The organism is Epilithonimonas caeni DSM 17710 (genome assembly GCF_000426465.1).
Classification (GTDB): Bacteria; Bacteroidota; Bacteroidia; order Flavobacteriales; family Weeksellaceae; genus Epilithonimonas; species Epilithonimonas caeni.
This window is the reverse complement of the sequence record NZ_KE384528.1, coordinates 359124-373930: the sequence shown is the minus strand read 5'-3', so window position 1 is coordinate 373930 and position 14807 is coordinate 359124. Positions and strand designations below refer to the sequence as shown.

Below are 14807 nucleotides of genomic sequence, written 5' to 3'. Positions count from 1 at the left end.
CTGCCAAGGAAATTTCTGATTATTACAGAAAGCGGTGGGACATTGAAGTGTTTTTCAGGTTCCTGAAACAGGAACTCAACCTAAGTCACCTGGTTTCAATGAACAAGAACGGGATTGAAGTGATGGTCTATATGACAATGATTGCAGCGATGCTTTTGTTGATCTACAAAAAAGCCAATAATCTGGGCTACAAAACCGCTAAAAGACGAATAGCCATGGAGCTCCGGGATATGATAACTGCTATTCTAATCATATTTGCAGGAGGCGACCCAGGTAAAGTTTTTAAAACATAAAAAATGGTCGGAATTTCTTCCGACCATGACTACATTTATGGCGTCTTTTTTTATATTCATAATTTCAAATTTTTATTTTAAGTATAATTTATAAAATCCTTTATTTATTGTATAATTTAAAATATTATAAATTTTTTCATAGTATATTTAAAAAATAATTAATTTAGCGGGCTGATTTTGAATGAATCTGATTTTTTTGATTCTAAATCAAAAGCAGGCGGTGAAGTTATTTTTAATGAAATCCTCATGAATAGGGTCTTTCATTAAAATCTAAAAAAAATTAAATAGAAACATAATATGAAAAAAAAATTACTGAATGACCAGGCCTTGGTTCATTTTCTAAAACGGTACCTTTTCTTTGCCGTTTTATTCTTTACAATTGGTGTTCGGGGACAGACAAATGTTACCCATACTTTTTCAGCTACTTCAGGAACTATCGACTCGAATATTTCCTTTACAACAGAGAAGAACACTTCTAGTAACGCACCAGCCTTCAATACAAATCTAAGGTTGTATGATGCAGGAGGCACATCCCCATATAAAGGCTGCTCAATTACCTTGACGCCCTCAAATGGTGCTACAATCACTGCTGTCGAGTTATATGCTGTTTCAGGTTATACTCAAACAGTAAAATATACCATTGGGGGCGCTACTATGGTAAGTGGAGATCCTAATATGGGTCTGTCTGGTACGACTTATAGTTTGACAGGATTGACCGTGACGAACTCCTTGACAATGAGAAATGCTGCTACATCGAGCAGTTCACAATTAAGGCTTACAGGTGTCAAGGTCACTTATACACTATCAGGTATTACATCGGCTCAATCAGGGAACTGGTCTGATACTGCAACTTGGGTAGGGGGCGTAGTGCCAACATCTGCTGATAATGTAACAATTGCTGCCGGGCATACTGTTACGGTCGGAACTGCGATCACACGTAATAGTGGCACTACAACAACTGTTACAGGGACATTGGCTGCCGCTGCAACATATACGAATAACGGTACAACTACAATCAATGGAACTTTCCAGATCAATGCTGGTGGCTATGCCGATGGAACTGTCAATTTAACTTATGGAGCTGCTGGGACTTTGGCTTTCAACCATTCGCCTAATGGGATTTATGGTGTTAGTGGTGGTACTTATTGGCCATCGACAAGCGGCCCTGTGAATGTAACCCTGAATGCTAATAGTCCTATAAGCTTAGGCTTTGCTAGAACTGTAACAGGAGTATTCGCAACTTCTGCTGCCTTGACTGGTGCATCCAATCTTACGGTCAATGGGACTAATCAGATCAATAGTACATCAGCATCTTTTGATTCAGCGGTAAATTATGGTGCTTCATCTACATTGGTATATAATTCAGGCTCTACTTTTAATAGAGGTAACGAGTGGAACAACAGCCCTACAAATGTTACACTTCAAAATAGCACAACCCTTAACTATCCTAATGGTTGGGGAGCAATTACCCGAACATTAAATGGTAATCTTAATGTAGGAAATGGTTCTGCTTTATATATGGATTATGGATCTCCAAGTACGGGCGTTGGTGTCTTGACGGTAAAGGGAAATGTTCTGGGCAATGGAAATATCTCTCTTGGGAACCAGCCCGGAGGTGATCTAGTTGTTGGAGGTAATTTTACAAATACAGCTACTTTCAATGCGAATGGAAGAAAAGTCACATTCAATGGGAGTACGGGCCAATCTATTACTGGTGCTACGACATTTGCATATTTAGAATACAATAGTTCTGCGGGCACTAATGTGCTTACTATTAATAATGATATATCTGTCAACAATGAACTGAGATTTACGACAGGTCTCGTAAGTTTGGCTTCTGGTGTCAACTTAAATATTGCGAACAATGCATCAATAGTTGCAACTTCAGGTAATTTCAATAGTGCCAGTACAAACGGAACTATTATTTTCTTAGGGACAGGAACTACTACTGGTACTATTAATTTCTATCCTGCTGTTGCACAAACTCCGAGTGGTTTATTAGGTGTATCGTATTCTACGGGTACAACGATTCAAAATGTATTAACACTTAATAGTAACAGCTATGTTACCAGTGCGCCAAAATATGCTACAGGTTCTACTTTGATATATAACAATACCGGAACTTATGCCAGAGGAGTTGAGTGGGGCTCTGTAGGGACGACTTTTCCTGCGAATGGTTACCCTCACCATGTAACCGTGCAGAACGGGACATTGCTTAATATAGAAACAGGATTGACCGGTACTTTGCGTACTAATGGTAATCTTAATCTCGGGATTGCTGCAAGTGCAGGAAGCTTGAGTATGCAGAATACAGGGAATGCTCTGGAAATAAAAGGAAGTATAAACCTGGGTAGTACTACAGGGACTTCTACGTTGACTTTATCAACAAATGTTGGAGGAGACCTTTCGGTTGGTGGTAACTGGGTAAAGAATCCGACCAATGGTGTTTTGGTGAGTAACAATAGAGCGGTGACTTTCAATGGTTCTTCTGCACAAGCCTTGACCGGGGCCACTGCTTTTGATTATCTTACCATCAATAATTCTGCAGGGCTTACATTGAACAATGCAGTGAATGTAAACCAGACACTTAATTTGACATCAGGGAAAATAACGATAGGAAACAATGACCTTACAATTGCTTCCGCAGGAAATATCAATGGCAATAGTGCTTCTAGTTATGTTGTTACTTTAGGAACTGGGCAGCTGAAAAGAACCGTAGGTTCAAGTGCTACGGTTTTTCCGGTTGGTTCTGCAAGTGCTTATAATCCCATTACATTTACCAACACCGGGACGTCTGATGTTTTTGGAGTGATATTGACATCGGGAACTGTCCCAAATGTTCAAGATGCAACCAGTACTGTGAATGATAGATGGCTTGTTTCAGAAGCGACTGCTGGCGGTAGTACTCTGGCAGTTGTCCCTCAATGGAACACTTCCGACCAAGGGATTAATTTTGCTTCTGGTAATCAAACATATGTTGGATTTTATAATGGAACATCTTGGACGCAAAATGCAGCTGCAGTTTCCGGTTCTAATCCTTATACGGCTACTGGAGCATCTGCGTTTTCACCATCAGTATTATCAGGAACGCAATATTTTGCTATAGGTAAGGATAATGCTTTTATCTGTGGGACAACTCCAATTGCTTATTCTCAGGGGTTTAATTCTACAACGATTCCAACTTGCTGGAGTACAACAATTATCCCAACCAGTACACAGACCGGTACTAAAATATCATTTGTTACAAGTTCAACCAACCCAAGCCCGGGTTTACAGGAAGGGACTCATTTTGTGAGATATAATTCTTACTCCAATGGTAATGGAGGAGCGGGATCTGAGGAGAGATTAGGAAGTAATCCATTATCATCTATTGGGATTGCGAGCGTTGATGTAGAGTTTTACATGTATAATGATAGTGGTTATAGCGATAAATTAACAGAGGGAGTTCAAGTTCAATATTCATTAGATGGCACAAATTGGACAGATGTTTCAGGCGCATACTTTCAAAGATATGCAACCTCTAATGCTTGGAATCTTAAAAAAATTACATTACCAGTTGCTTGTGCAAATGCAACGAAGTTCTATGTTGGGTTTAAATTTCGCTCAGAATATGGTAATAATATTTATTTAGATAACGTAGTGGTTAAACAAAGTCCACCAACATTATTTGTAAATGGTACTTCTTCTGCTACTTTAAGTTTTGGAACGAATGATATCGGTTCTACAGTTACAGCTCAGACATTCAGCTTGTCTGGTGCAAATCTTACCGGAGCTCCTTCAAATGTGACATTAACCGTTCCTTCAGATTTTCAAATATCTTCGGATGCAGGAATGACTTGGAGTAGTTCGGTAACCGTTCCTTATGCAACATCCACCTTGGCTGCTCATGATATTTCTGTAAAATATATCCCTACGACTTGTGGAAATGCTTCTTCGGGTACAATTACTTTCTCGGGAGGTGGTGTTTCAACTTATCCTGTGGTTTCGTTATCAGGAACTGCGGTATTGGCTAAACCTGTAACAAATGAAACCGATATTACGGCTACAACATTCACGGCAAACTGGAGTGCTGTGAGTGGGGCAAGTGGATACGAGTTGGATGTTTATAGAAAAACAGAAACCAATAAAACTTTTTTTGAAAATTTTGAGACGGGATTACCAACCAGTTATACTACAGGAACGGCAACTCTAGGCACAGGTGTATGGAGTGGTGCTCGTTTTATTAAAGGGTCTACCCAGCCTAATAGTGGGTCATCCGTTTTACAGTTGGAAAGTTCATCCAACTCATATTTACAAACACCAGCTTTGGAAAATATATCCTCTATAAGTTTTTGGATGGCAGGAAGTAATGCCGCTGTTTCCTTAAAAGTTCAATATTCTTATGATGATGTAAACTGGTTGCCGGTTGATGCAACAACTCCAACGTATTATGGAGCAGTTACAAAACAATTATTCACAGTTAATTTAGCGGCTCCAATTCCAGGTTTGGCAAAAATCAGATTCTTAAGATTCGGGTCAGCTGTTTATATTGATGATGTGACAATTAATTATACCGAAACAACTTATGATCATGTATCCAATTATAATCCGTATGTGATAAGTGGAGGGGCAGTGGTTTCGCAACTTGTTACAGGATTAGCTCCAAATACTCAATATTATTACAAAGTAAGAGCTACGCAAGGAAGCTGTAAATCTATAGATTCGGATGAAAGGCCGGTTACGACCAACAATACTGTAATATGGACCAATAATGCCTGGACCAATGGTGCGGGTCCGACTGCCAATTTGGATGCAATTGTTAGAGATACTTATTCAACATCTTCTACAGGAAGCTTCACGGCAAAGGACCTTACGGTTGAAGATACAGGTAAGGTGACGATCGGTCCAGGTGATTATGTGAAAGTGGAAGGGATTCTAATGATCAATAATAATGTTGCCAAAGACAACTTTGTTATCTTGACTGGAGGTAATCTTCTGCAAACAAGTACAGCGACAAATAATGTAAACGGAATCATTCAGGCACAGCGTTCGGTAGCTGATATCAACAATGACCTTAATACAGCTATGGATTATGTTTATTGGAGTTCTCCAGTAAGTGGGCAGGTGACAGCTGGTTCAACTGGATTTTCACCAGGAACACCGGCCAATAGATTCTATGAATATAATGAGTCTAAAGATACCTTCAAAGCAACAATGGATGGTACGTTCGTATCTGGAAAAGGTTACGCCGTAAGAGCAGAAACAGGCTTGAATCCGGATACTAATGCTAACTATATAGACGGTTATTCCAAGATCTACAAATTCAATGGAGTGCCAAATAATGGAGATATAAACATCAACCTAATACGTACCAACACAACAGGTAATACGGGAATAGGTTTTAATCTTGTTGGTAATCCTTATCCTTCCAATATGGACTTTAGGGAATTGTATGCAGCTAACAGTAGTGTAATATATAACACTGCATATTTCTGGACCAATAATGTCTTTGTAAGAACACAAGCGGGTACGGGTTATGCTCAAAATAATTATGCTGTATATAATGGTACAGGAGGTAATGCGGCGACGCAAGCGGCAGGTGGTTCTGGGGATACAACTGTTCCTGATGGATTGGTGAGTATCGGGCAGGGATTCATCGTTCAGGCGAAAAACCAAGGGACTTCCAGTTTGAGCTTTAAGAATAGTTATTCTGCAGGACATGATTTGAGATTAGCTGACACTAGCCATTTCTATCAAAAGCAATCGTCGGAAGCTAAAAATCGTTTCTGGATAAAACTGAAAACGCCTAATGATTTAGTTAATACCCAGCTTATTGGTTATATGTCCGGAGCAAGTAATGAGTTTGAACAGGATTATGATGCAGAGACATTGTCTACAAGCTCGGATATTTTCTATTCGGTTTTAGGAGGAAGGCAATTGTTGATCCAGGGACGTTCTGAAAATTTTACCACAAGTGATATTGTTCCGATAGGCGCTAATTTTTATCAGAATGGAACATATAGTATAGGTCTGGAAAAAGCAGAAGGGATTTTCGATAATGGGCAAAGGATTTATCTTAAAGATAATCTGTTGAATAAAGTTGTAGACCTTTCACAAGGAGATTATAGTTTCCCGGTTAATAAAGGTCTAAATAATACAAGATTTGAAATCGTTTATAAGGGAAGTGAAGTTTTGGGGGTTGATGGTTTGTCCAAATCGAATTTCACGGTTTATAGAGATGGAGAGGTTTATGTGGTCCATTCAACAAGTAAACTGGGAAAAGTGGAAGTTTATGATGTATCTGGAAGAATGTTGAGAAGTTTCAATTCCGCAGAAACTATAATGAAAATTGACATGAGTGATGTTTCGAATGGAATATATATTATTAAAGTTGAAAACTCTGGAGATACGAAAACGAAAAAAATAATAAAATAGTTCTTATATTATTCAAAAATTTAAGGTCAAGACAAATGTTTTGACCTTTTTTTTTGTTTTAACATTAAAAAATAAATTTTAATGTTTTAATTATCATTTGTTAATTTTATTTATAAATTAGTTATTAAGTTAAATTATAGATATTATAGCATTTACGGTGTTTTATGTGTTTTGTTGTAGTTTTGTAGGGGTTATGTTGATTTGATTTTATATAAATGATTTATATAGGTGATATATATTTATTTGTAATTATTAATGTTTTTTATTTAAAAAATAATTTAATTGTTAATTAAATTCAAAAAAAATTATATTTTTGTTTATTGATATTATTCTTTGAATAATGTACTAGTATTTAATAACACCTATTATGATGGAAAAATTTACTCCCTGTGCTGTAGGCAGCTCTTTCCGCTTGCGCAATCCTGAAGTCTTACTCGTTTTTTTGTTTGCAGTGTTTTTCTCTTTTAATTTAAAAGGCCAAAACACTATTACTTTTACCGGAGGTACTTTTAGTTTTCAATTTCCACCAAATGTTTCTACAGCAAAAATTGTAGCCATAGGCGGCGGCGGCGGTGGTGGCGGTACGGGTTCTACCTCTGGTAGCATACGAACTGGCGGCGGCGGTGGTGGTGGGGCTTCTGCAACTCTTAATACATTTGCTGTTACCAATGGCGCAATATATGCTGGCTCGGCAGGATCTGCCGGAACCGCAAACAGTACTGCAGCAGGAGGTGCAGGAGGAGATTCTTATTGGATAAATACCACTACGCTTCTTGCAAAAGGTGGTTCAGGCGGAGGTGCTACGAATAGTTCAACAGGTGGAACTGCCGGAGCAGGAGGTCTTGTGTCTGGATCAATAGGTGATGCAGGTTTTGTTTTTTCTGGAGGTAATGGTGCCGCAGGGTCAGGTAGTAATGCTGGCAGTGGTGGTGGTGGTGGCTCTGGCGGCTCTACGGGTGCGGGTGGTAATGCTTCCGGAGCCACGGCTGGCTCAGCTGGTTCAGGAGGTGGCTTTGCCGGTGCTGCTGGGTTAACGGGTAATGGAGCTGGGAACTCCCCTACTATTGGTGGCGGAGGATCTGGGAGTTATGCAGGAAACGCAAATACTGTTGCAAGAGCAGGAGGAGCAGGAGGAGCGGGTAGGATTTCAATTACCTATACTGGTTATTGCAGACCTATTTCCACATCGGCAACAAATACTTACATAAATTCATTTTCTACAACGGGAGGTTCTACAAATATATCAAAGTCATCTACAGGCTTTGGTGCTTACGGATATCAAAATCATTACTATGATTCTGCAGGAGCTATATCGATAACCGCAGGAGCTTCTTTTACTGCAACTTTTAATCTGGTTGGTGGTACAGCGGGTGTTGCTATTTGGATAGATTGGAATAATGATGGGGTTTTTGCTACAAGTGAAAGGGTTTATAACTCTGCATCATTTTTAAGCAGCGGTAATACTACTACTGGAAGTATAACTGTTCCTGTGGCTCAAGCAGCGGGGAATTATGTTATGCGTATTGTGACAGATTTTAATAATACAAACCCCGATTCTTGCTCTCTTAGCGGAACAACAACAAGAGGTGAAGGCGAGGATTATATGATTAGTATTTCTGCCGCACCGACCTGTACGACGCCATCCGCTCAACCAACAGTTTTAACTTTCGGAATAACTTCCGCTAATTCAATTGCGGGCTCTTTTTCAGGTGTGGCAAGTCCTAATACGCCAAGTGGGTACATGGTGGTAAGAAGCACAAGCGCAACTGCGCCAACACCGGTCAATGGGACAACATATGCTGTGGGTTCTACTGTATTGGGGACGGGAACTTATGTGGTGCAGAACTCGACCTCCATATCTTTTACGGATTCCAGTTTAACTAGTAATACAATATATTATTATTATGTGTTTTCTTATAATAATTCTTGTACAGGGGCGCCATATTATTTGACCACATCTCCCTTGACGGGAAATAAGATAACTTGTGCAGCCGCACCAACAGCAGCGACCACACCTGTTACTAGTATTACCAGTAATTCCGCAACTATTAATTGGGTGGCATCAGTGGCTGGTGGCTCTGCGGGAACAATTAACTACACTGTGGAGGTTTATACGGATTCAGGTTACACCACGGCTATTCCGGGTTCTCCGTTTAATGCAGGGACTTCTACGGCACAAAATATTACATTTTCAAACGCTGCAACAACTTATTATTATAGAATAAAAGCAAATAATGGCAGTTGTGACAGTACCTATCTTACAGGTAGTTTTATTCCTGCTTGTGCAGCCCCTACTTCACTGGCTGCGTCCGCTACTTCTACCGCAACAGGTATTACTTCTGTTACTGGTAGCTTTACGGCTACAAGCAATTCTCCAGCACCTACAGGTTATGTAGTTGTACGTTCTACATCCTCATCTTTGCCATCTTTGTCAGGAGGAGCTACTTATACAGTAGGAGCTAATTCATCTGTTGCACCCAATGGGTATATAGAATATGTGGGAACATCGGCGGGTAGCTGGACGTCATCGGGATTATCATCAGGAACAGCATATTATTATTTTGTTTTCTCATATAATAATACAAGCTGTTCCTCTGGACCTCTGTATTCTGCATCAGCGACACAGACGAACGCAACTACCAATGCGTGTCCATCTTTCAGTTCAGTGATTTCAATAGGGGGAAGTACAACGACTCCTGGTAGCCTTTATCCGACATTGACCGCAGCTATCATGGATCTTTCGGCTTGTGGAATTACTCAAGCGACGACTTTATCCTTGAATAGCAGTTATGCATCTGCTTCGGAAACGTTTCCAATAGTGATACCAAATATTGCCGGGACTAGTGCGACCAATACACTTACTATAAAACCGGCTAGTGGAGTAAGTCCTTTAATTACATCGGCATTGGCCAATAATGCAATTATAAGACTAAGCGGAGCACAATATGTTATAATAGATGGAAGTAATACTGTTGGCGGCGTCACAAAAGATATGACAATTAGAAACACCTCTGCTACGGGGACTGCGGTATTATTTATTAATGGAGCATCCAGTAATACAGTAAAGAATAATGTCATAAATGCAATTCCATCTTCTTCTGCAACATATCTTGGTGTTATTACCTTTTATAGCGGAAGTGGTGTGTCTGGTAATAATAGTAACATTGTACAGAACAATAATATAGCGCCTCAGTCGGCAACATTGCCTTATATTGGCGTTTATAATTATGGTTCCAGCACTTCATTGCAGAATACAGAGAATTCTATTCTGAAAAATAATATATATAATTTTAGTTTCGCGGGTGTTTATGATAATGGTTATTCTTCGGGATTTGTCTATGATGGTAATAATATTTATGGTACAGCGACACAAACTACTAATACTGGATTATACGGTGTCTTTTTAGGAGCAAATACGATATATGGTCCTATTATTAGTAATAATAGAATTTATGATTTAAAAACGACTAATACAAATACTTCTGCATCAAGCACGGGTTACCTGCATGGTATAGATATATATGATATTGCGTCTGGCAGTACATGCTATGTGTATAATAATATGATTAGCTTGGCGGGAAATGGAGCTGGGGCTCCTGGAATAAGGATAGCCGGTATTGCTGATGAAAGTACGGCAGGGACATCTTATATTTATTATAATTCAATTAGTATAAATGGAACGGCTAGTTCTTCAACAGGGTCTTATGCATACTTGAAAAACTATACGAACTCATCTGTAGTTAAGAATAATATTTTTTCAAATACCCGTATTTCCTCAGGTAGCGGAACTCAATATTCTATGGTTTGGACGGAGGATGGTACATTCTCGTCAGATTATAATAATATATATAGCAGTGGGAATGCAAATAATATATTGGCTGCAACCTCTACAAATCAAACTGCTTTGGCAGCTTGGCAAACAGCTACAGGGCAGGATTCTCATTCTATCAATTCATTGCCTCCATTTGTATCTGCTACAGATTTGCATATTGTAGGTTCCGCTTGTACTGCTTTGGAAAGCGCAGGAACACCAATAGCAAGTATCACGAATGATATTGATAACGACACAAGGTCGGCAACTACCCCTGATATTGGGGCAGATGAGTTTAATGGAAATATTCCTCCTAAAGTTGCATCTGTTGTGTCTGGTAGCAATTGTGGCGCAGGTACTGTGTCGTTGACTGCGAACGGTAGTACTACGGGTGCTGCGATAACTGAGTACAGATGGTATTCTGCACTTACAGGAGGGACACTTGTGGGAACATCTGGTAATAATGTTTGGGTTACACCTTCCATTTCTGCAACAACTAATTATTATGTGGTTGCGTATAATGGCTGTGAATCAGAAACTAGAACTTTAGTAACTGCTACAATCAATCCTGCACCTACAGCCGTGTCTGTTACAACTACAACATCTCCGGCTGGCGGTGATGCTTGTACAACAGATTATGTTAAATTAGAAGCTACAGGCGGCGTTATTACAACTAATGTGACCTCAGGTACTGGGGCCAGCACGTCTGCAGCCAGCACTACCGGTTCTGCATTAGGCCCGAATCCGATGCAAAATTATTATGGAGGCACTAAACAGCAATGGATATATAGGGCGAGTGAATTAAGTGCCTTAGGGCTTTCTGCCGGCTCAAAAATTAAATCCATCCAATTGAACTTGGCAACAGCAAATGCCTCATATCCATTGTTGGATTTAAGAATTAAAATGAAAAAATCTGCTACTACAGCATTTGCTACCACATCTTCTTGGGAGTCGGGTTTGACCACAGTGAGGAATAATGCTTCTTATACCCCTTCTGTAGGGTTGAACAGTTTTGTTCTGGACACTCCGTTTGAATGGGATGGGACGAGTAATCTGATTATAGAAATGAATTATTCTAATAACAATGGAGGTAGTAGCACTTATAATACGGCAAAATATAGTAATACATCATTTGTTAGTTCTATATTCTATAGGGTAGATAATCAAACAGCTACAACGGTTGATGGTTATACAGGGGCTGCTTCATATACTTATTCTTCTAGAAATGATCTTGTTTTTGAATTTGAAAGCCAAAAAGTCTCTTGGACTCCAGCTACGGGATTATACACAGATGCCGCTTTAACAACACCTTATAGCGCAGGTGATTTTACTGCAACATTATACGCCGCACCAAATGGAACCCAAGCTTACACGGCGAAAGCGACATTGGGAACCTGTGATAAAACAGCGGTTGTAAATGTTACAAAAAATAAGAGGGAATTTACAGGTAATGTTGATAATAGCTGGAACAACGCCAACAACTGGTATCCTAACCAAATTCCGGATAATAGCAAGTGTGCTAATATCCCTGCAGGTAAAACGGTTGTTATTGATACTAATGCTGAAACCAGCCATTTGATAATAGCAGCAACAGGTAAAACTACAATCTCAGCTAACAGTTCTTTGAAAGTTACCGATGTTATCAATATCACAAACAACGCCAACAATGATAATCTTGTGCTGGAAAGTGATGCGGTATTGTTGCAAGATAATCCTAATGCTGTAAATACGGGGAATATATATGCGAAAAGAGATGTGAAGATGCGTCAGAAAGATTATACTTATTGGAGTTCGCCGGTACAAAACCAAGTATTGCTTAATACATCTGGAGGAGCATCTGGTCCATTATATACAAGTGGAGGCTTCTCGGAAGGTACACCAAACAACAGAATATATCAGTATAAGGAACCTAATGATACTTTTGTTGCTACGGCAGATGCTAACTTTGTGAACGCCAAAGGATATGCAATAAGGGGCAAAGATTCATATGATATTTCTACTCTTACGACAGACAATACTTTGAAATTTGTTGGTTCCCCTAATAATGGTGATATCACTATTGGTATTCAGAAGTCTAAAAATACCACAAGTGGCGCCAATACTTATACACATGGGTACAATCTGATTGGAAATCCATATCCGTCGAATATAGACTTTATCAAGTTCTATAATCTGGATCAAGGCAATGGCACAAAAAACAGTGACCTAATCAATGCCAAAGCTTGGTTCTGGACCAATATAACTCCTGTAGCCACTCAAGCGGGATCTAACTATTCTGGTAATAACTATGCGACTATTACACTTTCCGGAGGAACACCTGCTACGGGAATAGATACAACGACGGGTACTCCGACGCCAAATGAATTTATAAAAGTAGCTCAAGGTTTTATTGTTGAGATGAAAGGAACGGCACCTACAGGGAGCACTCCTATTACCGGAACGTTGAAGTTTGATAATAGTATTAGAACCAACAACAGTACAGGGCATTTTTATAACAATAACAAAACTGCAGAAAATGGAATTGACCGTTATTGGGTGAAGCTTATCTCTCCGGAAAGCGTTGTTAATACGATTCTTGTCGCGCATATTGCTGCGGCCACCAACCAGTATGATGCAGATTATGATGCAGATCTGTTGACAGTAGGGGATGATTCGTTCTATACAAAACTGGATGCGCATAAACTTCAGATCCAAGGTAGGAATGTGTTGGGTGTTGAGGACGTTATTCCTCTGGGAACTAAATATTCAATAAATGGAACCTATAAAATAGGACTTGGAAATAAGGAAGGTATTTTCAGTTCGGCACAGAAGGTGTATTTGCATGATAAACTTGCAAATACTTATACAGACTTGACGGAGAAGGATTACACATTCAGTGCAAATAAAGGTGTAGATGATACTAGATTTGAGTTGGTGTATAAGAGTCAAGATGTTCTTGGTACAAATATTTCTATGAGATCAAATTTCACAGTATATAGAGATGGTGATTTTTATGTTGTCAAATCAACAAAAAAATTGGGTAAAGTGGAAATGTATGATACATCCGGAAGAATAATAAGAGCTTTCAATACTCCAGAAACAATGATTAAGATCGATATGAATGATGTTTCCAATGGGGTTTATGTGCTGAAAGTGGAAAACGCCGGAGAAGCAAAAACACATAAAATCATTAAATAATTTGAATATAATAGATATTAATATTAATTAATATAGAGATGTTTATAAATTTTTAAGATTTTTTTATATATTTACAACCTGAAAAATGTATCTATTTTTAAATAGCAAATGAAAAAATATTTAGCTTTAATATATCTGTCCGTGAGTGTTATGTCTTTAGCCCAATTTAAAGACAATGTATTTGATAGCGAGCAATCGAAGACAGAGCAAAATACCCAAGATATAGAGACTCAAAAGCAATCAGCAAATACCTTTGATTCTAACGTTGAACAATCCCCGAACGATACTACACAATCGTTAGGGCCGGGTAACCCTGGTGAGCCCGTTCCTATTGATGGGTATTTACCCTTGCTGTTAATAAGTAGTTTGGGATTGGTGTTTTATTATCAGAGGAAAAACAAAAAAGTCAATATTTAAATAATGTAGATCCGAAATTCATAAATTTCGGATTTATTTTGTTTTATAGACATCTATAAGTAATTGATATCTAATACCTGCCTTTAAAAATACCTGAATTTTTTATGAATAATGATCTTAATGGTTATTTGTTAATTAAACGTATTTTTGATATTGTTTTCTCCTTACTGGCACTTTTTTTCTTTGGCTGGATAATTATGGTCTTCTTTGTGCTTTCTTCAATAGATACATTTTCGAACGGTTTTTTTCTTCAAAAAAGGATTGGTCAATATGGTAAGGCATTCACGATTTTTAAACTGAAAACAATTCATCCGAAAACGGGAAAGATATCATACATAGGACGTTTTCTTAGGGCTTATAAAATTGATGAATTGCCTCAGCTTCTAAATGTGCTGTTTGGCAATATGAGTTTTGTAGGACCTAGACCGGATGTTGCAGGATATTATGACGTATTGGAAGGTGAGGAGAGGAAGGTTTTAAATTTGAAACCTGGGATCACTAGTCTTGCAAGTATAAAATATGCTGATGAAGAGTCCTTGCTTTTAAAACAAAATGATCCATTAAAATACAATGACGAAATAATTTTTCCAGATAAGGTCAAAATGAATCTTGATTACTATTATAAAAGATCGTTCGGACTGGACATCAGGATTATAGTAAAAACGTTCATTAAATTTTAGTTAGCAGTGTATAGG

5 protein-coding genes are annotated in these 14807 nt (G+C 38.6%); all 5 read left to right on the top strand.

Annotated features, from left to right (window positions below):
- On the top strand, positions 1-293 hold a 293-nt coding region (locus tag K319_RS0119455), incomplete at its 5' end, for an IS4 family transposase (protein ID WP_027385134.1).
- A 297-nt stretch (positions 294-590) separates the two neighbouring features.
- On the top strand, positions 591-6707 hold the full coding sequence (locus tag K319_RS0119450; RefSeq protein WP_027385133.1) for a T9SS type A sorting domain-containing protein: 6117 nt from the start codon (positions 591-593) through the stop codon (positions 6705-6707).
- A 367-nt stretch (positions 6708-7074) separates the two neighbouring features.
- Entirely contained in the window at positions 7075-13695 is a 6621-nt protein-coding gene (locus tag K319_RS0119445) for a GEVED domain-containing protein (protein ID WP_034672200.1), read from the top strand.
- Positions 13696-13803: 108 nt separating this feature from the next.
- On the top strand, positions 13804-14112 hold the full coding sequence (locus tag K319_RS0119440; RefSeq protein ID WP_027385131.1) for a hypothetical protein: 309 nt from the start codon (positions 13804-13806) through the stop codon (positions 14110-14112).
- Positions 14113-14216: 104 nt separating this feature from the next.
- Positions 14217-14792, top strand: a complete 576-nt coding sequence (locus K319_RS0119435) for a sugar transferase (protein ID WP_027385130.1) — start codon at positions 14217-14219, stop codon at positions 14790-14792.
- Positions 14793-14807 lie beyond the last annotated feature (15 nt).

Excerpts from the sequence above, each read along its gene's own strand:
- K319_RS0119450 (WP_027385133.1), top strand. The coding sequence starts at position 591 with ATGAAAAAAAAATTACTGAATGACCAGGCCTTGGTTCATTTTCTAAAA.
- K319_RS0119445 (WP_034672200.1), top strand. The coding sequence starts at position 7,075 with ATGATGGAAAAATTTACTCCCTGTGCTGTAGGCAGCTCTTTCCGCTTG.
- K319_RS0119440 (WP_027385131.1), top strand. The coding sequence starts at position 13,804 with ATGAAAAAATATTTAGCTTTAATATATCTGTCCGTGAGTGTTATGTCT.
- K319_RS0119435 (WP_027385130.1), top strand. The coding sequence starts at position 14,217 with ATGAATAATGATCTTAATGGTTATTTGTTAATTAAACGTATTTTTGAT.